We start from the raw sequence: 22,665 nt of genomic DNA, 5'->3' as shown, positions 1-22,665 counted from the left end.
CGCAAACTAGGCGCTGGGCGGCCTGCTGCAAGCCGAAACGCCCGGTCAGCCGCGTTGCAGGCGGATCATCCCTTCGCTCTCGCGCCCGGCTTCCTCGAGCGTGGTGGTGCGCAGGGCAATGCGGGGCCGGTCTGGCATTTCGGGCGAAAAGCTGGTCAGCGTCGCGCCGCCGGGCAGCGGCGTGAAGCGGCAGGTCAGGCCGCGCCCGTCGATCAGCCGCAGCTGGTCGCTCCATTCGGCCCGCTCTCCGAAGGCGGCCACGAAATCGCGCAGCTCGCCCAGCACCGGGGTCGGGGCGAGCATCCCCTGCCAGCGCCGGATCTCATCCGTCAGCCCCGTCTCGGCAAGGTCGGAGCCGGTCTCGCCCCAGAGCGCGTCATAGGCGCTGTTGTGCAAAAGCCGCGTCCCGCCCGCAGAGAACACGGCGATCGCCTCCGGCAGCGTGTCGAGCACGGCGCGGCCGGTGTCGATCTGGGCGCGGAAATGCCGGGTGAGCGAGATCTCGGCGGTGATGTCCTCGAACAGGAAGGCCACCGCCCCGTCGGGATGCGGCCGCCCGGTGACGCGGTAGGTCTGGCCGCTGGGCAGCGACCAGGTCTCGCAATAGGTGCCGCGCGCGGCCTCCGCCTCCAGCGCCGCGACCTGCTCGCGCCAGCTGGCGTAATCCTTGGGCTCGGGCAGCATGTTGCCGTCGCGCAGCCGGTCGAGCACGGTCTGCACCTGCGGGCGCGAGCTGAGAAAGGCGATCGGCAGGCCGGTGAGGTCGTGGAAGGCGGGGTTGAACATGACGAGCTTGCGCTCGCGATCGAAGATGGCAAGGCCGATGGCGAGCTGCGCGAAGGTCTTGGTCAGGGTCTGCACGAATTTGCGCCGGGCCTGCTCGGCCTCGACGATCTCGGTGATCTCCAGCGCGAAATGCACCCGCTCGGTGCCGCGCCGCAGCCGGGTGATCTCGTACCAGCGGCGGCGGGTCTCGCCGGGCAGGACGAGATTGACCCGGCAGCTTTCCGCATCCGGGCCGGCGGGGGTGAAATCGAACTCCTGGAACAGCTCTTCGGGCGACCAGCCGACCGACTCCCGCGGCGGGCCGTCGGACCGGCTGTCGGAGCGGCCACCGGGCGGGCGGGTCATGCGTTCGGCCAGCGCCATGTAGGCCCTGTTGGCCCAGCTCAGCCGGCCGCTCTCGTCGAGCTTCCAGATCAGCTGCGGCGCGTCTTCGCCGATGCAGCGCAAGGTCTCGAGCTCGTCTTGCAGCGCCGCGAAGGCGATCGCGTCGATGACGGCGGCGGCCTCCTGGTTGGAATCGAGGGTCAGCCGCAGCAGCCCGCTCCAATGCTCGACCTCGATCCGCCCGAGCCCGCCGCGCGCTTCGCTGCGAAAATTGCCGTCTCCCTCGACCGCGTCGAGCCGCGCGCCGAGCCCCGGAAACCGGTGTTCGAGCAGGGCGCAGAGCCGGGCGCGTTCCGTGCCGATGCCGTCGAGCCGGTCGAGCAGCCGCCGCGCCGGAGGGCTGGCGTCGATCAGGCAATCGCCATCGAAGAGAAAGATGCTCTGCCCGGCCTCGCCCGCCCCCCTGTCGCGTCGGTTCGGGTCGCGCCACCAGGTCATCAGGGAGACGATCGCGGCCGCCGAAAGGGTCGACACGAAGATCACGATCAGCAACGAGGCAGGCGGTGTAAAAAACATGGGGGCACGCAACTGTGGCGGGTGTGTGCCAGACTGGTCAGGAAGTCTTAACCAGAGGTTAACTACGGGGCGCGCCGTCCCAGGGCAGGAAATGTGGATTGGCGGGCCGGACGGTGGCGGCGGCTTCGAGCGTCTGGCGCGGCCAGGCCACCATGACGATGGCCCCGCCCGCGGCGGCGCCGCTGGCGCGCAGCCTCTCGCCGCCATTGGCAAAGCTCAGACGCGCGCCCGAACGCTCCAGCAGCGTCTTGGCGATGAACAGCCCCAGCCCCATCCCCTCATAGCCCGGCCTGCGGCGCGAGCGCATGAAGGGATCGCCGATCCGGCCGATCAGCCCCGGCGGAAAGCCCGGCCCATCATCCTCGATCTTCACCATGATGCTGCTCTCGGTCCAGGACAGGTCGATCTCGACCCGGCCTTCGGCGAAATCGACGGCGTTCTGGATCAGGTTGCGCAGCCCGTGCACGATCTCGGGACGGCGATGGATCAGCGGCTGCGCCTCCAGCTCCTCGCCCGCCCCGTTGCCGGCCTCGGCCCCCACCGCGAAGACCACCTCGCGCCCGCGCGCCAGATGCGGCTCGGCCGCCTCGCGCACCACCGCCTCGAGCGGGGCCTGGCGCAGATGCGTGTCCTCCTTGCCCGCCCGGCCCATGGAGCGCAGGATGTCGCGGCAGCGCATCGCCTGCGTGCGGATCAGCGCCGCGTCCTCGGCAAGCTCGGGGTTGTCCGACAGATCGTCGACCAGCTCCGAGGCGGTCAGGGTGATGGTCGCCAGCGGCGTGCCCATCTCATGCGCGGCGGCGGCGACGACGCCGCCCAGATCGGTCAGCTTCTGCTCGCGCGCCAGCGCCAGCTGCGTCGCGGCCAGCGCATCGCCCATCGCCTGCATCTCGAGCGTCACCCGCCGCACGTAGAGCGCGATGAAGGTGATGCCGATCGCCAGCGCCAGCCAGAAGCCGAAGCGCAGAAGCTCGGGCAGGGTCAGCGCCACCATCTGCGGCGACAGCACCGGCCGGTTCCACAGCCACAGCGCCGTCACCGAAGCGAGCGCCAGCCCGCTGATCAGCAGCACGCCCGGCAGGCGCAGCATCGTGGCCGAGATCGTCACCGGGGCCAGCATCAGGAGCGCGAAGGGGTTGTCGAGCCCGCCGGTGAGCCACAACAGCACCGAGAGCTGGGCGATGTCGAAGACCAGCATCGCGGTCGATTCGCCCTCGCTCAGCCGTCGCGTCGCGGGCAGCAGAAAGCCGGCGAGCAGGTTGAGGATGCCCGCCGCGCCGATGGTGATCGCCACCGGCCCGATGGGAAACACCAGCCCGTAGACCAGCGCTGCCACCAGCGCCGCCGCGGTCTGCCCCGCAAGCGCGATCCAGCGCAGCAGGATCTGGGTCTTGAGCCGCACCCTGTTGCGCCGGCCCAGGTCGCGCAGCATCGCCAGCTCGGTATCGGGAAGGGGCAAGGCGCGGCTCCGGCTTGTGCGTCAATGACGACCATTGATAGGTGCGCCGCGCACCGCCATCAATGCGGCGCCCCGTCTCACAGGAGTTCGCATGCAACGCCCCGTAGCCATCGCCGCCGCCGCCGCTGTCGCCGCCATCGTCGGCGGCGCCCTGGTCGCCACCACGATCCTCGCCCCGTCGGACCGTCTCGCCGCCTGCCGCACCGGCAATGTCGCCGGCGGCTTCGACCAGCTCGGCGGGCCCTTCACCCTGCTCGACGGGGCGGGCCGCACCGTCACCGATGCCGATGTCATCACCGAGCCGAGCCTCGTCTATTTCGGCTATACCTCCTGCCCGGATGTCTGCCCGGTCGACAATGCCCGCAACGCGGCGGCCGTCGACATCCTTGCCGAGGATCACGGCATCGCGGCGCAGCCGGTCTTCATCACCGTGGACCCCACGCGCGACACGCCCGAGGTGATGGGGGATTACGCCGCCAACATGCACCCCGAGATGGTCGGGCTGTCGGGCAGCGAGGCGCAGATCGAGGCCGCGGCCAAGGCCTATTCGACCTATTACGCCCGCGCCGATGACGACCCCGATTACTACCTGATGAACCACCAGACGATGACCTATCTGGTGCTGCCCGAGGAGGGCACGGTGGAGTTCTTCAAGCGCGACGACAGCCCCGAGGAAGTGGCGCGCCGCACCGCCTGCCTGGTCGAGGCGGTGGATTGACCCCGCCGGGGGCGACGCTAGGTTTCCCGCACGCGCAAGAGGAGATCCCGACATGAACGCAGAGGCGATCGACCTCGGCCCCGATCCGAGCCTGCTGCTCGTCGATGACGACGAGGCCTTTCTCAAGCGTCTCGGCAAGGCGATGGAAAAGCGCGGCTTCGCGGTCACCCTCGCCGGCACGGTCGAGGAGGGGCGGCGTGTCGCCACGCAGAGCCCGCCCGCCTATGCGGTGGTCGATCTCAGGCTCGAGGACGGCAACGGGCTCGACGTGGTCGAGGTCTTGCGCGAAAGCCGCCCCGAGGCGCGGATCGTGGTGCTGACCGGCTACGGCGCCATCGCCACCGCCGTCGCGGCGGTGAAGATCGGCGCGACCGACTACCTCTCCAAGCCCGCCGACGCGACCGAGGTCACCAATGCGCTTCTGGCGCGCGGCGACGCGCTGCCGCCGCCGCCCGAAAACCCGATGAGCGCCGACCGGGTGCGCTGGGAGCATATCCAGCGGGTCTACGAGCTGTGCGACCGCAATGTGAGCGAAACGGCGCGGCGGTTGGGCATGCACCGCCGCACGCTGCAGCGCATCCTCGCCAAGCGCAGCCCGCGCTAGGGGCACTTCGCTGAAACGAAAAAGGGCGCGCCCCGAGGGGTGCGCCCTTTTTTCGTCCGCTTGGGCGGTGGTGCCGCTGAAGGGACTCGAACCCCCGACCCCATCATTACGAATGACGTGCTCTACCAGCTGAGCTACAGCGGCGCCCGGGCGCCTCTTAGCACCCGGACGCCGGAGGGAAAAGGGCTATTTTCGCCCCTGCGTGACGGCGTCCGCCTCGCTCCGCTCGGGCGCGATCGTCTCCTTGGGCTCGACGATCTCGGCCTCACTCACCGCCTCGGCCCGCGGGGCGGGGGAGGCGGTTTCGTCCGCGGGCAGCGGCGAGGCCGTGGCCGCGCCCTCGCGCACCGCAGGCACCGCCGCGGCAGCGCCCGCGCCACCGCCGACGATCAGCGGCAGCATCTCCGTGCCGCGCGGCAGGGTGGTGCCGCTTTCGGCCGGGCGGGTCCAGGCCAGCGTGTCGAAGGCGTGGCAGTTCGAGCAGACCGGCTCCCAGTGCGGATGCACGTTGTGGCAGTTCTCGCAGACCCATTGCGGCCCGCGCGGCGCGGTCAGCGCCCGCGCCAGCCAGCCGCGCACCACCGCGTCATCGGCGCCGCGGCCGCGTTCGATCGCCGCCATCAGCGTCAGCACCCGCGCGGTCGGGTCGGTTTCGACGAGATCGCCCAGCGCGCGGCGCGCCTCGTTGAACTGCTCGGCCGCGATCAGCAGCTCGGCTTCGAGCATGCGCGTCTCCGCATGTTCGGGCCGCGCCTTGAGCAGCGGCGCGAAGCGGCCGAGGCGGGCCTTGGGGTCTTCCTCGGGGGCGATCTCGGCAAAGACCTGCGCGAGGTCGGGATGCGGCTCCATCTCCCAGGCCTTGCGGATCACCCGCGTGGCGTAGCGCGTGTTGCCGACGGCGAGGTAGCTGCGCGCGGCCATCACGGCGGCGGGGATCAGGCCGGGCGAGAGCCGGTTGGCCTCGATCGCCTTCTCGCGCGCTTCGATGCTGGCGGTCTCGTCGAAGATGTCGCGCGCCTCCGACAGCGCCAGCACCGCGTCGCGCCGCTTGACGACATTGCGCGGCAGGCTGCCCGAGCGGCGCTTGGCGTCGAGCGTGGCGCGCGCGCCGGACCAGTCATGCGCCTCGGCCTGCAGCCGCAGGAGCGTGTCCTGCGTCTCGACATGGCGCGGCTTGATCTCGAAGGCCTTCTGCGCGAGCTTCATCGCCGTGTCGGTGTCGCCCTCGGCGAGACGGTGGCGCATCAGCCCGCGAATGCCGACAAAGCGGGTGCGGTCGATCTTCACCAGGTCGCGATAGGCGCCCTCGGCGGTCTTGCGGTCGCCGGTCAGCTCCGCGCCCTGCGCCACGAGGATCGAGGTGATGTCGGGGCGGCGCAGGTAGCGCTCGGCGCGGCGGCCCTTGGCCATCGCCGTCTCGCCTTCGCCGGCGGCGAGCGCGATCATGCCGTCGCCCAGCGCCTTGTAGCCCTTGCGCTCGCGCGAGCGCGAGAACCAGCGGCTGACGGCGGTGTCGTCGCCATTGATGAAATGCACCAGGGCCAGCAGCAGGCCCAGCGCCTTGAACAGCAGCCAGCCGAGCAGCGCGAGCAGGGCGATGGCCAGCACGAGCTGGAGCGGCCCGAGGGTGACCTCGTAGCCTGCCATGGCGATCTCGGCCCCGCCGGTCACGTCGGTGAGCCGCGCGGCACCCCATGTGAGGCCGGCGACGACAGCGACGAAGGCCAGGATCTTGATCAGGGACAGGAGCATGTGCGGCGCCTCAGTTCTCGGTCAGGGATTGCGACAGGGTGTCGGCGGCGGCGAGCGCCTCGGCACGGGTGCGGGCCGGGGCGATCCAGTCGGACATCGCCGCGCGGACCGGTTCGGGAAGCGCCTCGATCTCGGAGAGCGCCTCGGCCAGGCGGCCATCGCGCAGCGCGGCCTCGGCGCGCGACAACACGGCATCGGTGGTGGCGCCAGCGCCCGGCGCGGTCGAGCGCAGCTGCAGCGTATCGCGGAAGAAGCCCGCGACGCGGCCGCCCTCCTCGCCCGAGAGCCCCTCGCGCCGCGCGGTGGCGAGCGCGGCGCGGGCGGGTTCGGGAAAGGCCTCGATCAGCTCGGCGCGGCTGGCCACGCCCTCGGATGCGGGCGCGGTGAGCGCGGCCGGGATCTCGGCGGGCGCGGTGGCCTGCAGCTCTTCGAGCAGGGCGGGATAGGGCTCGCCCGTCTCCAGCGCCGCCTCGATCTCGGCCAGCGTGGCGCGGGCGCGGGCGCGGGCGGCGACGGCGGCGGCCTCGGCCTCGATCTGCTCGGCGGTGCGTTCGGCTTCGCTGACCTGCTGCGCGGCCTCTTCGGCCATGGCGGCGATCTCCCGCGCCTGCGCTTCGAGATCGGCGCGCAGCGCGTCGACCTCTCCCTGCCAGCGGGCCACGGCCTCGCGCGCCAGCGTGCCGTCGGGGCCGGCATTGGCCTCGGTCTCGGTCAGGCGGGCATCGAGCGCGGCAAGCCGGGTGCCGAGGTCGTCCGCGCTCGCATCGAGCCGGGCGCCGATGTCGGACAGGCCGGTCTCGGCCGCCCCGAGCCGGGTGTCGATCTCCGACAGGCGGGTTTCGGTCTCGCCGCGCAGCCCCTCGATCTCGTCGGCCAAGGGCGCGGTGTCGCGCTCCAGCGCGGCGAGGCGGGTGTCGAACTCGTCTGCGCGCGGGTTGCGGTCGAGCCAGAGCCAGCCCGCGCCGAGCACCAGCCCCGCGCCGATCAGCCCGCCGATCAGCCCGGCGCCGAGCCCGCCGGAGCGGCGCGGCGCAGGCTGGGGCGGTGTTGTGGTGGCAGTGGCGGGATCGCGCGGCTTGCTAGAGCCGGCGGCCTCCGAGGGGGCGGGCTTGGCCTGCGCGGGGCTGGTCTGTCCGGGGCTGGACTGCGCGGGTTTGGCCTGTGCGGTTTCGGCGCCGGCGGTCTCCTCGCTTCGCGTCGCGCGCTTGACGGCGGGCACCCCGCTCGTGCCGGGGGCGGCGGCGGGGCGGGCGGTCGTGCCGAGATCGACCGCAGCACTTGCCGGGCGCGGCTTGGCCGGGCCTTCGGCGGCATCCGTCTTTGGAGCGGACGCAGCTTCGGGCGCCGCGGCGCCCGGGCCCTTGTCATCCGGTTCGTTCGGTTTCGGGGGCGTGGCGGCGGTCTCGGGGAGGTCGGGCGTCGTGCCGGTCTTCGGCTCGGTCCGTGGCCCTTTCTGCGGCCCCGTCTGTGGCCCTGTTTTCGACGTCGTGCCGGGCGTCTCCGGCTTGCCATTCGTCCTCGTGCCCGTCTTCGCGCCGGCCGGCCTGCCGGGGGTGCCTGTCGTCTTGCGTGCCAATGCCCTGTCCCTTCCGTCCCCGACCGTGTCGGTTTTATCCATGCCGCCACGGCATTTGCAGACCCTAGCCCGCCCCGTGCGGGGCCTCAAGCGCTGCTGCCGCCCACCGGGTCCGTGCTACCGAACGTCGCAAGGGCGCCGAGGGTTGCGTCGATCATCGCCTCGGCGTCCGGGCGCGTGGCGGTGACGACACGTCCACCCAGCGGCGCCAGCGCCGCCGCCGCCGCCGCGCTGATCGCCACCAGCGTCAAAGGCGCCGCCACGGGGGCGCAGCCGGCGAGCAGCGCGGCGCTGCGCGGCGAGAAGACCGGGGCCAGGACCGGCGCTGTGCCGTCGAGCAGCGCGCGCGCCTCGGCCGGGGCCGGGCGGGCCGACTGGGCATAGACCACCGCCTGCGCGCAATCGCGGCCCGCCGCGCGCAGCCGGGCGACCAGATCGCCGCGCTGGTAATCGCCGCGCAGGTGCAGGAGCGGGCCCTCGTCGGGGGCGGCGAGGATCTCGGCGAGCAGCGCCTCGGCAAAGCCGCCGCCCTCGCGCGGGATCAGCCCCGCGCTCCGCGCCGCCTGCGCGGTGCGCGGCCCGACGCACCAGGCGGGCAGACCGGCATAGCCCATCCGCGCCGCACCCCGCGCGCCGCGCTCCGATGTCAGGATCAGCGCGGCGGGGGCAAGCTCGGGCCGCGGCGGGGTCATCTCGTCGATCCGAAGCAGGGGTGCGATCAGCGCGGGCACATGCCGCCCGGCGGCAAGCTCAAGCTCCGCGAGAAACCGCCGCGCCGCGGGCTCGGGTCGGGTCAGCAGCAACATCGGTTCGGTCATCGCGTCACTCCCCTCGCGGCATTGTTCGAAGCGAAGCGGGATGGTAGCTGCGCAGAGCGCGGGCGCAAGCGGGGCGGACATGACCGGACTCACCATTCTCGGCATCGAATCGAGCTGCGACGACAGCGCGGCGGCGGTGGTGCGCCAAACGCAGGACGGCCCGCGGGTGCTGTCCTCCATCGTGCGCGGTCAGGCCGACCTGCATGCGGCGTTCGGCGGCGTCGTGCCCGAGATCGCGGCGCGCGCCCATGCCGAGGTGCTCGATCACTGCGTCGAGGCGGCGCTTTCGGAGGCCGGTCTCGGCATGGGCGATCTCGACGGGATCGCGGTGACCGCCGGGCCGGGGCTGATCGGCGGGGTGCTGTCGGGGGTGATGCTGGCCAAGGGGCTGTCGGCCGCGACCGGCCTGCCGCTGATCGGGGTCAATCATCTCGCGGGGCACGCGCTGACGCCGCGGCTGACCGACGGGCTCGATTTTCCCTATCTGATGCTGCTGGTCTCTGGCGGGCATTGCCAGTTTCTCGTGGTCGAGGGCGAGGACGCCTTCCGCCGGCTGGGCGGCACCATCGACGACGCGCCGGGCGAGGCCTTCGACAAGACCGCGCGGCTTCTCGGCCTGCCGCAGCCCGGAGGCCCGGCGGTCGAAGCCGAGGCGCGGCAGGGCGACGCGGAGCGGATTTCGCTGCCCCGTCCGCTACTGGACCGGCCCGGCTGCGACATGTCCTTTTCGGGGCTGAAGACGGCGCTCTTGCGCGCGCGCGATGCCGAGATGGCACAGGCCGGCGGGCTGACCCGAAGCGCGCGCGCCGATCTCGCCGCGAGTTTCCAGCAGGCGGTGGTCGATATTCTCGCTGAGAAGACCCGCCGCGCGCTCGACCTCTATCTCGAACTGGCGCCCGCGCGCCCGGCGCTGGCCGTGGCCGGGGGCGTGGCGGCCAACGGGCCGATCCGCGCGGCGCTGCAGGCGCTCTGCGCCGAACGCGGGGTCGCGTTTTCGGCTCCGCCGCTCAGCCTGTGCACGGACAATGCCGCGATGATCGCCCATGCCGGGCTGGCGCGGCTCGCGGCGGGAGAGGCGGACGGGCTCGGCCTTTCCGCCCGGCCGCGCTGGCCGCTCGATGCGCGCGCGGCGCCGATGATCGGATCGGGCAAGAAGGGGGCCAAGGCATGAGAATCGGGATCGCGGGGGCGGGCGCGTTCGGGACGGCGCTGGCGGTGACGCTGGCGCAGGCGGGGCAGGCGGTGACGCTTTGGGCGCGCGATGCGGAGGCGGTCGAGGAGATGCGCCGCACGCGCCGGGTGGCGCGGCTGCCCGAGATCGAGCTGCCGGAGGGAATCGAGCCGGTTTCGGAGCTTTCAAGCCTGTTTGCCTGCGACACGATCCTCATGGCGCTGCCCGCGCAGGCGACGCGGGTCTTCGTCACCGAGCACGCGGGCGCGCTCGCGGGCAAGGTGCTCGTCGCCTGCGCCAAGGGCATCGACCTGCACAGCCTCACCGGCCAGACCGCGATCATCTCCGAGGCGGTGCCATCGGCCACGCCCGCGCTGCTGACCGGGCCGAGCTTTGCCGCCGATATCGCGCGCGGCCTGCCCACGGCGCTGACGCTGGCCTGCGCCGATGATGGCTGCGGCGCGGCGCTGCAGCAGGCGCTCTCCACCCCGACGCTCAGGCTCTATCGCAGCGCCGACGTGATCGGCGCGGAGCTGGGCGGCGCGCTCAAGAACGTCATCGCCATCGCCTGCGGCGCCTGCATCGGCGCAGGCCTTGGCGACAGCGCCCGCGCCGCGCTGATGACGCGCGGCTTTGCCGAGATGCAGCGCCTCGCCGCGAGCTTGGGGGCCGCGCCCGAGACGCTGATGGGCCTGTCGGGCTTCGGCGATCTCGTCCTGACCTGCTCGTCCGAGCTGTCGCGCAACTACCGCTACGGCCTCGCGCTGGGCCGAGGCGAGGCGTTCGACAGCCACATGACGGTCGAGGGCGCAGCCACGGCGCGCGCCGTCACGGACCTTGCCGCCGCGCGCGGGCTCGACCTGCCGATCTCGGCGGTGACCGCGCGCATGGTGGCGGGCGATCTCACACCGCTTCAGGCGCTCGACGCGCTGATCAACAGACCCCTCAAGGAGGAACGAGAATGAGCTTTGCCGTCATCACCCGCGACAAGCCCGGCGCGCTGCAGATCCGCAAGGACACGCGCGAGGCGCATCTCGAATACATCGAATCCACCGGCGTCGTGCTGATGGCCGGGCCGTTTCTGGGCGAGGATGGCGAGATGGACGGCTCGCTGGTGATCCTCGACGTGGCCGACAGGACGGCGGCGGAGGCTTGGGCCGGGAACGACCCCTATGCCCGCGCCGGGCTGTTCGAGAGCGTCGAGATCCGCGCCTGGAAGAAGGTGATCGGCTGATGCGCTACTGGCTGTTCAAGTCCGAGCCGAATGTCTGGTCCTGGGATCAGCAAGTCGCCAAGGGCGATGAAGGCGAGGAGTGGGACGGGATCCGCAACTACCAGGCCCGCAACTTCATGCGCGAGATGGAGATCGGCGATCGCGGCTTCTTCTACCACTCCAACATCGGCAAGGCGGCGGTGGGCGTGGTCGAGGTCTGCGCCACCGTGCATCCCGACAGCAAGGCGGATGATCCGCGCTGGGAATGCGTCGACATTCGCGCGCTCTACAAGCTCGGGCGCGAGGTGAGCCTCGACGAGATCAAGACCGAGCCGCGGCTGGCGCAGATGGTGCTGGTCAACAATTCGCGGCTTTCGGTGCAGCCGGTGACCGAGGATGAGTGGCGCGTGATCCACGAGCTGGCGGGTTCTCTGGCCGACGCCTAGCGCCGCGGGCCGGTTCGGGCCATGCTGGGGGAAACCGAAGGACCCTGACATGGCACTTCTCTCGATCCTGCTGGCGGCGCTCGTCTCATTCGCGCTGGGCGCGGTCTGGTACATGGCGCTGGCCGGGCCGTGGATGGCCGCCTCGGGCGTGCCGCTGGGCGCGGATGGCAAGCCCGAGAACAGCGGCTCGCCTCTGCCCTATCTCGTCTCCTTCATCGCGATGCTGATCATCGCGGCGACGATGCGCTATGGTTTCGGGCTAGCAAGGATCGACAGCGGGCTCGGCGGGGCCTTTGGCGGGCTGGCGGTGGGGGCGCTGTTCATCGCGCCCTGGATCACGCTCAACACCGGCTATTCGAACCGGCCCTGGTCGCTCGCGGTGATCGATGGCGGCTACGCGGCGCTGAGCTGCACGGCGATGGGGCTCGTTCTGGGGCTGTTCTGAAGCGGTATCGGGGGGCGACTGACCAGACCAGCACCCCCCGTCTCACCCGCGGACTCCCACCCGGCGGAACCATGAAACTCTGGGGTCTGACCTTCTGGCCGACAGGGGGGAGATAGCCGCATGGGCCGATTCGACGCAAGGTTTCTATGCGGCGAATCCCCTCCACTTCCTTAGGAACCCGGCAAGCAGGGCCGGGTTGAGACGGGGATCCGACCCGGGAGGCCGCATGGAACCGCTGATCCAATCGGGCGCCGCGCTCGTCGTGCTGATCTTTGCCTCGGTGCATCTGTTCAGCCCCAAGCTGGTGTTTCTCGACCATACCCCGCGCAGCATCTGGCTGTCGGCGGCGGGGGGCGTTTCGGTGGCCTATGTCTTCGTGCACCTGCTGCCCGAGCTTTCGCATTTCTCGAGCCTGCTCGAACCGGGCGACGAAACAGGCGCGCATGAAAGCTCCGCGCCATGGATCTATCTCATGGCGCTGACCGGCCTCGTCGTCTTCTACGCGCTGGAACGGATGGCGCAGCAGCAGGCCGGGCAGCGCGGTGCGACCTCGCCGGCCGGCGCCTTCTGGCTGCATCTGGGCGGCTTTGCGCTTTACAATTTCCTCGTGGGCTACCTGCTCGAGGAGCAGCTGCGCGAGGAGGGGGTCTTCGGCATGCTGCTCTATGCCGGGGCGCTGGGGCTGCATTTCGTGGTCAACGACCGCGCGCTTTATGGCCATCACGGGGCGCGCTACCTGCGCCATGGGCGCTGGCTGCTCGCGGGCGCGGTGGCGGCGGGCTGGCTGGCAAGCCTGGGCTACGAGATCCCCGAAGCCTGGATCGCGGGGGGCTTCGGCTTTCTGGCCGGGTCGGTGGTGCTCAACGTCATCAAGGAGGAGCTGCCCGAGGAGCGCGAAAGCCGTCTTTGGGCCTTTGCGCTCGGGGCCGCGCTCTATGCGGCGCTGCTGCTGGCGCTGTAACGGCGGCCGATTGTCCGCGGCCCGGCGGGCGTGCTAGCCCATGCCGCGATCCGGGGGGAGATGAGCGGCATGGCGAAGGGCAGGGCGTGGCAGCGGATGCTTTCGGGGCGCAGGCTCGATCTGCTCGACCCGACCCCGGTGGATGTCGAGATTTCGGACATCGCGCATGGGCTGGCCTTCGTGGCGCGCTGGAACGGGCAGACGCGCGGCGACTTCGCCTATTCGGTGGCCGAGCATTCGCTGCTGGTCGAGGAGATCTTCGCGCTGTGCCAGCCTTCGGCCTCGCCGCGCGACAGGCTGGCCGCGCTGCTGCATGACGCGCCCGAATACGTGATCGGCGACATGATCTCGCCGGTGAAGGCGGCGGTGGGTCCGGGCTACGGCGCGCTCGACGCGCGGCTCGCGGCCGCGATCCATCTGCGCTTCGGCCTGCCCGCGGTGTTGCCCGCCGAGCTCAAGCGCCGGATCAAGCGCGCCGACAAGCTCTCGGCCTGGCTCGAAGCGGTGCGCATCGCCGGGTTTTCCGAAAGCGAGGCCGATAGGCTGTTCGGGCGGGTCGACCGCGATCTGGCGGCGCGGTTCGAGATCCGGCTCAGGCCGCCACGCGCCGCGCGCGAGGCCTTCATCGCCCGTTTCGAGAGCCTGTCGGCGCTGCTTTAGAGCCTCAATTCACGAAAGGCGCCTCCGCGCCCCAAAGCTCCACGATCCGCGCATCGCGGCCGCAGCCCGAGCGGTAGCGCTTGTAGGCTTCGGATTTCGGGACGAAGATCCCGACCGATGAGACGGCGAGACGCTCGTTGCTCTTGTAGTAGTCCTGGTGATAGGCATCGGCGGGGTAGAAGGGCGCGTCGTCGAGGATCGGCGTGACGATCTCTTGGCCCAGCTCGGCCTGCGCGGCTTGCCTGGCGGCTTCGGCGGCCTCCCTGTCGCCCGCATCGGCGAAGATCGCGGTGCGGTAGGAGGGGCCGCGATCGCAGAACTGCCCGCCCGCATCGGTCGGGTCGATCGAGCGGAAGAACAGGTCGTAGAGCTGACGGGCCTCAACGCGGGCCGGATCATAGGTGATCTCCACCGCCTCGTAATGGCCGGTGCCGCCGCCGGTGACCTCCTCGTAGGTCGGGTTGTCGGTCGTGCCGCCGGCAAAGCCCGAAACCGCCTCGATCACGCCATCGACGCCTTCGAAATCGGCCTCGACGCACCAGAAACAGCCGCCCGCGACGGTGATGGTCTCGGTGGATTGGGCATGGGCCAATGGCGCGCCGAGGGCGAGCGCGGCGGCGAGGGCGAGAAGCGGTCTGCGTGTCATGGCGGGTCTCCCTGTCGGTCCCCGCCAATGCTGCGCCGCGCGGCGCCCGGAGCAAGACAAGGCTGCGTGATCGGCGCCGCGCCCGATGGCGCGACGCCGAACCGCTCACTTCACCCGGCGGTCGCGCGCGGCCAGAAGCTTCAGGCGCAGCGCGTTGAGCTGGATGAAGCCCTTGGCGTCGACCTGGTCATAGGCGCCCGCATCCTCCTCGAAGGTCACATGCGCCTCGGAATAGAGGCTGTGGTCCGACCAGCGGGCGATGGTGCGCGCGGAGCCCTTGTAGAGCTTCACCCGCACGGTGCCGGTGACGTGCTCCTGGCTGCGGTCGATCAGCGCCTGCAGCATCTCGCGCTCAGGGCTGAACCAGAAGCCGTTGTAGATCAGCTCGGCATAGCGCGGCATGATCGAATCCTTGAGGTGGCCCGCGCCGGAATCGAGCGTGATCTGCTCGATGCCGCGATGCGCCTCAAGCAGCACCGTGCCGCCCGGCGTCTCGTAGATGCCGCGGCTCTTCATGCCGACGAAGCGGTTCTCCACGAGGTCGAGACGCCCCACCCCGTGCTTGCCGCCCAGCTCGTTGAGCCTGGTGAGGATCGTGGCCGGGCTCATCGCCTCGCCGTTGATCGATACCGCGTCGCCCTTCTCGAAGCCGATCTCGATGATCTCGGGCTCGTTCGGCGCGTCCTCCGGCGCGACGGTGCGCTGGTAGACATATTCGGGCGCCTCGTCGGCCGGGTCTTCGAGCACCTTGCCCTCGGAGGAGGTGTGCAGCAGGTTCGCATCGACCGAGAAGGGCGCTTCGCCGCGCTTGTCCTTGGCGATCGGGATCTGGTTCTGCTCGGCGAACTCCAGAAGCTTGGTGCGCGAGGTCAGGTCCCATTCGCGCCACGGCGCGATCACCTTGATCTCGGGGTTGAGCGCGTAGGCCGCCAGCTCGAAGCGCACCTGGTCGTTGCCCTTGCCGGTCGCGCCATGCGCCACCGCGTCGGCGCCCTCGGCCTCGGCGATCTCGACGAGGCGCTTGGAGATGAGCGGGCGGGCGATCGAGGTGCCCAGGAGGTAGAGCCCTTCGTAGAGCGCGTTGGCGCGGAACATCGGAAAGACGAAGTCGCGCACGAATTCCTCGCGCAGGTCTTCGATATGGATCGAGGTGGCGCCCATCATCTCGGCCTTCTTGCGCGCGGGCTCCAGCTCCTCGCCCTGGCCGAGATCGGCGGTGAAGGTCACCACCTCGCAGCCATATTCGGTCTGCAGCCATTTGAGGATGATCGAGGTGTCGAGGCCGCCGGAATAGGCGAGGACGACCTTCTTCGGGGCGGGCTGGGCGGCCATGGGCAATTCTCCGTATGGGCGTTCAGGGGCGTGGGTTAATGGCTTTCGACCCTTGGGGCAAGCGCGGGCCGCGCAGGCGCGGCAGGCGGCCCGCGACGAAGGCCCGGGCAAAGGCGCGGTCGCCCGCATTGCCCAGACGCGGCGCGGCCTCGCGGGCCGGCATCCACAGCGCGCGGTGCCCCGGCTCCGAGGGCGGGCCATGCGGGCGGACGGGGCGGGCGCTGTAGATATGGCACAGCTTTTCGCCCCAATAGCCGTAATCGCCCATCCAGACGAAGCGGCGGAACGCGCCGAGGCGGCGCGCGCCGCCGATGCGCCAGCCGGTCTCCTCGAACACCTCGCGGTGCAGCGCGGCGAGCGGGCTTTCGCCCGGATCGATGCCGCCGCCCGGAAGCTGGATGTCCTCGGGGTCGTCTTCCTTGCAGGTCAGCAGCCAGTCGCCGCCGCGCTGCAGGATCGCATAGACCCCGGCGCGGTGCCTGTAGCGCCGACCGCGCCTTACCTGTTCGCCATAGCGCGGGATCATCCCTTTTTGTCTCCGGGCAAGCTTCCTATATGGTCGCGGTATGCCCATCCCCGACACGCAAGGAAACCCCATGAGCCTCGGCGCCCGCATTGCCTGGGACGACACCGTCCTGCCCTTCCAGCTCGACCAGTCCGACATCCGCGGCCGGGTCGCGCGTCTCGACGGCGTGCTCGACCGGGTTCTCGAACAGCATGACTACCCCGCCCGGATCGAGGCGCTGGTGGCCGAGATGACGCTTCTGACCGCGCTGATCGGCCAGACCATGAAGCTGCGCTGGAAGCTGTCGCTGCAGGTGCGCGGCGACGGGCCCGCGCGGCTGATCGCCACCGATTACTACGCCCCGAGCAAGGACGGCGCGCCCGCGCGCATCCGCGCCTGGGCCAGCTTCGACGAAAGCCGCCTCGACGAGAGCGCCGATCCTTACGCGCTGATCGGCAAGGGCTACTTCGCGATCCTGATCGACCAGGGGCAGGGCAACCAGCCCTACCAGGGGATCACGCCGATCACCGGAGATTCGCTCGCCTCCTGCGCCGAGACCTATTTCGCGCAGTCCGAGCAGCTGCCGACCCGGTTTTCGCTCAGCTTCGGCAAATCGACCGAGCCGGGCCGGGGCGAGAGCTGGCGCGCGGGCGGCGTGATGCTGCAGAAGATGCCCAAGGCCTCGCCGCTGGCCAATCCCGAGGGCGGCTCGGGCGAGGACGGGCTTCTGGAGGCGCGCGACATCCTCGACGAGGACGAGGGCGAGAACTGGACCCGCGCCAACGTGCTTTTGGACACGGTCGACCAGCTGGAGCTGATCGGGCCGAGCGTGGCGCCGACCGACCTCTTGGTGCGGCTGTTCCACGAGGAAGCGCCGCGGGTGTTCGAGACGCAGCCGGTGCAGTTCGGCTGCACCTGTTCGGAGGCCAAGGTGCGCCAGAGCCTGTCGATCTACTCGGCCAAGGACATCGCGCACATGACCACCGATGAGGGCATCGTCACCGCCGATTGCCAGTTCTGCGGCGCGCATTACGAATTCTCGCCCAACACGCTCGGCTTCGAGGCGACCGAGGGGCCCGATGCCAAGAGCCCCGAGGCCGAAGCCGAGGGCAAGGCCGCCGGTGGACGGGGCTGAGGCGGGCATAGAGGCCCGGCTGGCGCGGGCGCTGGCGCGGCGGGGCGACGCCTCGTCGGATTACGACATCGACCCGCGCCTGCCCGTGCCCGAGGGCCGCGCCCTGCGGCAGGCGGGCGTGCTCGCTGCCATCCATCTCGATGGCGGCGCGCCGCGTCTTCTGCTGACCAAGCGTTCGGCGAAGCTGCGCCATCACCCCGGCCAGATCGCCTTTCCGGGCGGCAAGGTCGAGCCGGTGGATGACGGCCCCGCCGGGGCCGCGCTGCGCGAGGCGCATGAGGAGATCGGCCTGCCCCCCGGCCGGGTCGAGGTTCTGGGCAGCCTGCCGCCGCATGAGACGGTGACGGGGTTTTCGGTGACGCCGGTGGTCGGGCTTTTGCGCGGGGCCTTCGAGCCGGTGCCGGAGGCGGGCGAGGTGGCCGAGGTCTTTTCGGTGCCGCTGTCGCACGTGACCGACCCGGCGCGGTTTCGCATCGAGGGGCGGCGTTGGCAGGGGCGCAGGCGGCACTACTATGTGGTGCCATGGGGCCCCTATTACATCTGGGGTGCGACCGCGCGCATGCTGCGCAGCCTGGCCGAAAGGATGAACCGATGAGCGAACGGATCGAGGCGGACTGGCTGGACACCGCACCGGCGCGTGCCGTGACGGACATGCTGGAGACGGCGGGCCACCAAGCCTGGTTCGTCGGCGGCTGCGTGCGCAACGCGCTTCTGGGCGCGCCGGTCTCCGATCTCGATCTGACCACCGATGCCCGGCCCGAGCGGGTGATGGAGCTGGCACGCGCGGCCTGGCTGAAGCCGGTGCCGACCGGCATCGACCATGGCACGATCACCGTCGTCGCGCATGGCACGCCGATCGAGGTCACCACCTTTCGCCGCGACGTGGAGACCGACGGGCGGCGCGCCACCGTCGCCTATTCCGATGAGATCGCCGAGGATGCGGCGCGGCGCGATTTCACGATGAACGCGCTTTATGCCGATGCGCGGGGCGAGGTGGCCGATCCGCTCGGCACCGGCCTTTCGGATCTCAGGACGCGGCACCTGCGCTTCATCGGCGAGCCGCATGAGCGCATCCGCGAGGATTACCTGCGCATCCTGCGCTTTTTCCGCTTCTTCGCCTGGTATGGCGAGACCGAGGGCGGCATCGACGCCGAGGGGCTCGCCGCCTGCGCCGAGCTGGCCGAGGGGATAGAGGGGCTGTCGCGCGAGCGGATCGGCGCGGAGATGCTCAAGCTGATGGCCGCCCCCGACCCTGCGCCCGCCGTGGCCTCCATGGCGATGTCGGGGGTGCTGATGCGGGTGCTGCCGGGCGGCGCCTCCGATCCGCTTTCGGTGCTGGTGCATGTCGAGGAGGAGGCCGGACTCGACCCCGACCCGATCCGCCGCCTCGCGCTGGTGGGCGGCGAGGATGTCGGCCCCTGCCTGCGGCTCAGCCGGGCGCAGGAGGCGGCGCTGCAAAGCCTGCGCGACGCGATGGAGGCGGGCTGGGGGCCGGGCGAGCTGGGCTACCGGCTCGGGGCCGCGCGCGCGCTCGACGTGCTGGCGCTCAATGCGGCGCTGTCGGGCCGCGAAATCGACGCTGTTTCACGGGAAACCGCCCTTGGCGGGGCAGAGGCCCGGCTGCCGGTCAGGGCGGCCGACCTGATGCCGGAGCATAGCGGCCCGGCGCTGGGCGAGAAGCTGCGCGAGATCGAGGCGCGCTGGATCGCCTCGGGCTTCGCGCTCGATCGGGACGCGCTTCTCTCCTGAGCGGCGGGCGGAGATCCCGCCTTGCGTTTTCCTTCGCGGCGATCCGGATTATATGCCGGTGGCACGCAAGCGAGGCGTCCCATGTTCCGTTTCTTCGAAGGCCTCGTCGATCCTTACGGACCCTACGAGCAGACCGATACGCCACCGACCCGGCTCTGGCCCTTCCTGAAGGGCTATGCCCGGCCTTTCGCGCGTGTCTTCTGGATCACCGGCATCCTGTCGGTGGTGGTCGCCGTGGTCGAGATCTGGCTCCTGGCCTATATGGGCCGGCTGGTCGACATGCTGAGCGGCGGCGCGCCGGGCGCGGTGCTGGCCGAGCACGGGGCCGAGCTGATCGCGGTCGCGGCCTTCATCCTGCTGCTCAGGCCCGCCTTGCAGGCGGCGAGCGTGCTGCTCCTGAACAACGCGATCCTGCCCAATTTCGGCACCACCGTCCGCTGGCGGGCGCATCGGCACGTGCTGCGCCAGTCCGTGGGCTGGTTCGAGAATGATTTCGCGGGCCGCATCGCCAACCGCATCATGCAGACGCCCCCCGCCGCGGGCGAGGTGGTGTTCCAGGTCTTCGACGCGATCACCTATGCGCTGGCCTATGTCGCCGGTGCCGCGGTGCTCCTGTGGGGCGCCGATCCGCGGCTGCTGCTGCCGCTCCTGCTGTGGTTCGCGCTCTATGCCGCGCTGATGCGCTGGACCGTGAAACGGATCGGCCCGGCCTCCGAGGCCGCCTCGAACGCGCGCAGCGCGGTGACGGGACGGGTGGTCGACACCTATACCAACATCCATTCGGTCAAGATGTTCGCCCATCACGACCGCGAGCTCGACGGCGCGCGCGAGGTGATCGAACAGGCCCGCGCCACCTTCCAGCGCGAGATGCGGCTCTACACGATCATGGACGTGTCGCTTTCGGTGCTGAACGGCCTGCTGATCGTCGGCGTGGTCGGCTGGGCGATCTGGCTTTGGGCGGGGGGCTTTGCCAGCGTCGGCGTGGTGGCGGCGGCCACGGCGCTGTGCCTGCGGCTCAACGCCATGACCGGCTGGATCATGTGGGCGGTGACCAACTTCTTCCAGAATCTCGGCGTCATCGCCGAGGGCATGCGCACCATCGCCCAGCCGATCACCCTCACCGATGACGAGCGCGCCGGGCAGCTGAACGTGACGCGCGGCGAGATCGCCCTGTCGGGTCTCAACCACCGCTATGGCCGCGACGCGGGCGGCGTCGGCCCGCTCGACCTGACCATCCCGGCAGGCCAGAAGATCGGCCTCGTCGGCGCGTCGGGGGCGGGCAAATCGACCCTCGTGAAGCTGCTCTTGCGCTTCTACGACCCCGAGCAGGGCCGGATCGAGATCGACGGGCAGGACATCGCCCGCGTCAGCCAGGACAGCCTGCGGCAGGCGATCGGCATGGTGCAGCAAGACAGCGCGCTCCTGCACCGCTCGGTGCGCGAGAACATCCTCTATGGCCGACCCGAGGCGAGCGAGGCCGAGATGATCGCCGCCGCGAAACAGGCCGAGGCGCATGACTTCATCCTCGACCTCGTCGATGGCGAAGGGCGCGCGGGCTACGACGCGCAGGTGGGCGAGCGCGGCGTGAAGCTCTCGGGCGGTCAGCGCCAGCGCATCGCGCTTGCGCGCGTGATCCTCAAGGACGCGCCGATCCTCGTGCTCGACGAGGCGACCTCGGCGCTCGACAGCGAGGTCGAGGCCGCGATCCAGTCGACCCTGCACGAGATGATGGAGGGCAAGACCGTCATCGCCATCGCGCATCGCCTCTCGACCATCGCCCGGATGGACCGGGTGCTGGTGATGGAGGAGGGGCGGATCGTCGAGGACGGCACGCATGACGCGCTGCTCGCCCGGGGCGGCATCTATGCCCGGTTCTGGACGCGCCAGTCGGGCGGTTTTCTCGGGCTGGACGCGCGCGACAAGAAATCCACGGAGGCTGCCGAATGATCGATGTCTCGCGCCTGATCGCGCCGTTTCGCCCCGCGAACGGCCCGCCCCCCGGCACGCTGTGGCATTTCCTGCGCTGGGCGCTCTCGGGCAGCTTCGCCGTCACCGGCCTCGGCGCCGCGATCTCCATGGCGGCGGGCGTGCTGGAGGTGCTCTCGGCGCTGATCCTCGGCCGGGTGATCGACACGGCGCTGGCCTCGGAGCCGGGCGGCTTCTTTTCCGGCAATACGGGGCTTCTGCTCGGCGTCGCGGCCTTCTTCATCCTCTTGCGCCCCGTTGTCATGGGGCTGTCGGGGCTGATGCAGAGCGTGGTGCTTTCGCCTTCGATCTATACGCTGGTGCTGTCGCGGCTGCACCGGCACACGCTGGGCCAGGCGGTCAGCTTCTTCGACAATGATTTCGCGGGCCGCATCGCGCAAAAGCAGATGCAGGCCGCGCGCGCCACGACCGAGCTCACCGTCGACACGATCCAGACCGTGTTCTTCGCGCTGGCCTCGCTCATCGGCTCGGCGGCGCTCCTGCTGACCATCGACGGGCTGACGGCGGGGCTGCTGACGCTCTGGCTTCTGGGCTATGTCGCGTTGATCCGGCTCTACATGCCCAAGATCCGCGCCTCCTCCACTGCCCGCGCCTCGGCCCGCGCCATGGTGACGGGGCAGGTCGTCGACACCATCACCAACATCAAGACCGTGAAGCTCTTCGGCCATTCCGAGCATGAGGACCACGCGGCGCTGGGCGCGATGCATGAATACCGCGAGCGGGCGCTGGGCTTCGGCGCGGTCTCGGCGGGGTTCCGGTTCTGGCTGATGGCGCTGGCGGGCGTGCTGCCGGTGATCGTCACCGGGGCGACGCTCCTGTTCTGGACCCGCGGCGGCGCCAGCGCGGGCGACATCGCAGCCGCGGGCGCGATCTCTCTCAGGTTGGCGCAGATGACCGGCTGGGTCAGCTTCACCCTGATGGGGATGTATTCCAATCTCGGCGAGGTCGAGGACGCGATCCACACGCTTTCGCCCGCGCATGGGCTGACCGACCGCGAGGGCGCGCATGCGCTCGAGGTCCGCGAGGGGCGGGTGCGCTTCGACGGCGTCCGTTTCACCTATGGCGGCGGCGCGGGGGGGCTGCGCGGCATCGATCTCGACATCGCCCCGGGCGAAAAGATCGGCATCGTCGGGGCTTCGGGCGCGGGCAAGTCGACGCTCGTCGCGGCGCTCTTGCGGCTCTATGACGTGGAACAGGGCCGGATCGAGATCGACGGGCAGGACATCTCGGGCGTGACGCAGGAAAGCCTGCGCCGCCAGATCGGCATGGTCACGCAGGACACCGCGATGTTCAACCGCTCGGCCCGCGACAACATCCGCTACGGCTACCCCGATGCCGGGCAGGAGGCGGTCGAGCGCGCGGCGCGGCGGGCCGAGGCGCATGGCTTCATCCGCGATCTGGCGGATGCCAAGGGGCGCAGGGGCTATGACGCGCATCTGGGCGAACGCGGGGTGAAACTTTCGGGCGGGCAGCGCCAGCGCATCGCCATCGCGCGCGCCATGCTCAAGGACGCGCCGATCCTCGTGCTCGACGAGGCGACCTCGGCGCTCGATTCGGAGGTGGAGGCGCAGATCCAGACCGCGCTGGAGGAGGCGATGGAAGGAAAGACCGTCATTGCCATCGCGCACCGGCTTTCGACCATTGCGCGCATGGACCGGATCGTGGTCATGGAGGGCGGCCGCATCGTCGAGCAGGGCACGCATGAGGCGCTGCTGGCGCGCGATGGGGTCTATGCCCGATACTGGGCCCGGCAATCGGGCGGCTTTCTCGGGCAGGAGGCCGCGGAATAAAGCCTGAGGATGA

22 protein-coding genes and 1 tRNA gene are annotated in these 22,665 nt (G+C 70.6%); 14 read left to right on the top strand and 9 right to left on the bottom strand.

From position 1 onward, the window contains the following. Nucleotides 1-45 precede the first annotated feature (45 nt). Both CJ301_RS06050 and regB read right to left on the bottom strand, forming a co-directional pair. The gene (locus CJ301_RS06050) at nucleotides 46-1,686 is read right to left on the bottom strand and encodes a PAS-domain containing protein (RefSeq protein WP_099275339.1); all 1,641 of its coding nucleotides are present in this window, start codon (nucleotides 1,684-1,686) and stop codon (nucleotides 46-48) included. 58 nt (nucleotides 1,687-1,744) lie between these two features. After that, entirely contained in the window at nucleotides 1,745-3,145 is a 1,401-nt protein-coding gene (gene regB / locus CJ301_RS06045; RefSeq protein WP_254050082.1) for a sensor histidine kinase RegB, read from the bottom strand. A gap of 91 nt (nucleotides 3,146-3,236) precedes the next feature. Between regB and CJ301_RS06040 the strand changes: the two genes are divergently transcribed. Then, nucleotides 3,237-3,863: an SCO family protein gene (locus tag CJ301_RS06040; protein ID WP_099275337.1), complete on the top strand. Its 627-nt coding sequence runs from the start codon at nucleotides 3,237-3,239 to the stop codon at nucleotides 3,861-3,863. Between the two features lie 52 nt (nucleotides 3,864-3,915). After that, nucleotides 3,916-4,467: an ActR/PrrA/RegA family redox response regulator transcription factor gene (locus CJ301_RS06035; RefSeq protein WP_099275335.1), complete on the top strand. Its 552-nt coding sequence runs from the start codon at nucleotides 3,916-3,918 to the stop codon at nucleotides 4,465-4,467. A gap of 68 nt (nucleotides 4,468-4,535) precedes the next feature. On the opposite strand, the gene CJ301_RS06030 is transcribed toward CJ301_RS06035, so the two are convergent. From CJ301_RS06030 to CJ301_RS06015, 4 genes are all read right to left on the bottom strand, one after another. Continuing rightward, a tRNA-Thr gene (locus CJ301_RS06030) sits at nucleotides 4,536-4,611 on the bottom strand. A 42-nt stretch (nucleotides 4,612-4,653) separates the two neighbouring features. Continuing rightward, a complete protein-coding gene (locus CJ301_RS06025; protein WP_099275333.1) occupies nucleotides 4,654-6,219 on the bottom strand; it encodes a heme biosynthesis protein HemY in 1,566 nt (521 codons plus the stop codon). A gap of 10 nt (nucleotides 6,220-6,229) precedes the next feature. Further along, nucleotides 6,230-7,795 carry a COG4223 family protein gene (locus CJ301_RS06020; RefSeq protein ID WP_162620433.1) on the bottom strand — a complete coding sequence of 522 codons (1,566 nt, stop codon included), beginning with the start codon at nucleotides 7,793-7,795 and terminating at the stop codon, nucleotides 6,230-6,232. An 86-nt stretch (nucleotides 7,796-7,881) separates the two neighbouring features. Then, on the bottom strand, nucleotides 7,882-8,613 hold the full coding sequence (locus CJ301_RS06015; protein ID WP_099275329.1) for a uroporphyrinogen-III synthase: 732 nt from the start codon (nucleotides 8,611-8,613) through the stop codon (nucleotides 7,882-7,884). Nucleotides 8,614-8,692: 79 nt separating this feature from the next. Between CJ301_RS06015 and tsaD the strand changes: the two genes are divergently transcribed. The 7 genes from tsaD (at nucleotide 8,693) to CJ301_RS05980 (ending at nucleotide 13,509) form a co-directional block, all read left to right on the top strand. Beyond that, nucleotides 8,693-9,784, top strand: a complete 1,092-nt coding sequence (gene tsaD / locus CJ301_RS06010) for a tRNA (adenosine(37)-N6)-threonylcarbamoyltransferase complex transferase subunit TsaD (protein WP_099275327.1) — start codon at nucleotides 8,693-8,695, stop codon at nucleotides 9,782-9,784. After that, on the top strand, nucleotides 9,781-10,749 hold the full coding sequence (locus tag CJ301_RS06005; RefSeq protein ID WP_099275325.1) for an NAD(P)H-dependent glycerol-3-phosphate dehydrogenase: 969 nt from the start codon (nucleotides 9,781-9,783) through the stop codon (nucleotides 10,747-10,749). The genes tsaD and CJ301_RS06005 overlap by 4 nt, the downstream gene beginning before the upstream one ends. Beyond that, complete coding sequence (locus CJ301_RS06000) at nucleotides 10,746-11,018, top strand: YciI family protein (RefSeq protein ID WP_099275323.1); 273 nt, start codon at nucleotides 10,746-10,748, stop codon at nucleotides 11,016-11,018. Before CJ301_RS06005 ends, CJ301_RS06000 begins: the two co-directional genes overlap by 4 nt. Beyond that, nucleotides 11,018-11,443, top strand: coding sequence for an EVE domain-containing protein (locus CJ301_RS05995; protein WP_099275321.1), 426 nt, complete (start codon nucleotides 11,018-11,020; stop codon nucleotides 11,441-11,443). The genes CJ301_RS06000 and CJ301_RS05995 overlap by 1 nt, the downstream gene beginning before the upstream one ends. Before the next feature lie 49 nt (nucleotides 11,444-11,492). Beyond that, nucleotides 11,493-11,888: a DUF1761 domain-containing protein gene (locus CJ301_RS05990; protein WP_099275319.1), complete on the top strand. Its 396-nt coding sequence runs from the start codon at nucleotides 11,493-11,495 to the stop codon at nucleotides 11,886-11,888. A gap of 226 nt (nucleotides 11,889-12,114) precedes the next feature. After that, a complete protein-coding gene (locus tag CJ301_RS05985) occupies nucleotides 12,115-12,849 on the top strand; it encodes a hypothetical protein (protein ID WP_099275317.1) in 735 nt (244 codons plus the stop codon). A gap of 69 nt (nucleotides 12,850-12,918) precedes the next feature. Continuing rightward, nucleotides 12,919-13,509: an HD domain-containing protein gene (locus CJ301_RS05980; RefSeq protein ID WP_099275315.1), complete on the top strand. Its 591-nt coding sequence runs from the start codon at nucleotides 12,919-12,921 to the stop codon at nucleotides 13,507-13,509. A 4-nt stretch (nucleotides 13,510-13,513) separates the two neighbouring features. Here the strand turns inward: CJ301_RS05980 and msrA are convergent, their stop codons facing one another. From msrA to CJ301_RS05965, 3 genes are all read right to left on the bottom strand, one after another. Further along, complete coding sequence (gene msrA / locus CJ301_RS05975; protein WP_099275313.1) at nucleotides 13,514-14,155, bottom strand: peptide-methionine (S)-S-oxide reductase MsrA; 642 nt, start codon at nucleotides 14,153-14,155, stop codon at nucleotides 13,514-13,516. 105 nt (nucleotides 14,156-14,260) lie between these two features. Continuing rightward, nucleotides 14,261-15,487: an argininosuccinate synthase gene (locus CJ301_RS05970; RefSeq protein WP_017927770.1), complete on the bottom strand. Its 1,227-nt coding sequence runs from the start codon at nucleotides 15,485-15,487 to the stop codon at nucleotides 14,261-14,263. Nucleotides 15,488-15,509: 22 nt separating this feature from the next. Continuing rightward, complete coding sequence (locus CJ301_RS05965) at nucleotides 15,510-16,013, bottom strand: NUDIX domain-containing protein (RefSeq protein ID WP_099275311.1); 504 nt, start codon at nucleotides 16,011-16,013, stop codon at nucleotides 15,510-15,512. A gap of 70 nt (nucleotides 16,014-16,083) precedes the next feature. On the opposite strand from CJ301_RS05965, the gene CJ301_RS05960 reads away from it, so the two are divergent. From CJ301_RS05960 to CJ301_RS05940, 5 genes are all read left to right on the top strand, one after another. Then, on the top strand, nucleotides 16,084-17,127 hold the full coding sequence (locus tag CJ301_RS05960; protein ID WP_099275309.1) for an Hsp33 family molecular chaperone HslO: 1,044 nt from the start codon (nucleotides 16,084-16,086) through the stop codon (nucleotides 17,125-17,127). After that, entirely contained in the window at nucleotides 17,114-17,722 is a 609-nt protein-coding gene (locus tag CJ301_RS05955) for a CoA pyrophosphatase (RefSeq protein ID WP_099275307.1), read from the top strand. The genes CJ301_RS05960 and CJ301_RS05955 overlap by 14 nt, the downstream gene beginning before the upstream one ends. Further along, a complete protein-coding gene (locus CJ301_RS05950) occupies nucleotides 17,719-18,876 on the top strand; it encodes a CCA tRNA nucleotidyltransferase (protein ID WP_099275304.1) in 1,158 nt (385 codons plus the stop codon). The genes CJ301_RS05955 and CJ301_RS05950 overlap by 4 nt, the downstream gene beginning before the upstream one ends. 81 nt (nucleotides 18,877-18,957) lie before the next feature. Beyond that, complete coding sequence (locus CJ301_RS05945) at nucleotides 18,958-20,823, top strand: ABC transporter ATP-binding protein (protein ID WP_099275302.1); 1,866 nt, start codon at nucleotides 18,958-18,960, stop codon at nucleotides 20,821-20,823. Next, on the top strand, nucleotides 20,820-22,652 hold the full coding sequence (locus CJ301_RS05940) for an ABC transporter ATP-binding protein (RefSeq protein WP_173812330.1): 1,833 nt from the start codon (nucleotides 20,820-20,822) through the stop codon (nucleotides 22,650-22,652). The genes CJ301_RS05945 and CJ301_RS05940 overlap by 4 nt, the downstream gene beginning before the upstream one ends. Nucleotides 22,653-22,665 lie beyond the last annotated feature (13 nt).

The organism is Limimaricola cinnabarinus (assembly GCF_002723615.1).
GTDB classification, from domain to species: domain Bacteria; phylum Pseudomonadota; class Alphaproteobacteria; order Rhodobacterales; family Rhodobacteraceae; genus Limimaricola; species Limimaricola cinnabarinus_B.
Note: the sequence above shows the minus strand (reverse complement) of the source record. Positions and strands in the feature narration are given on the sequence as shown.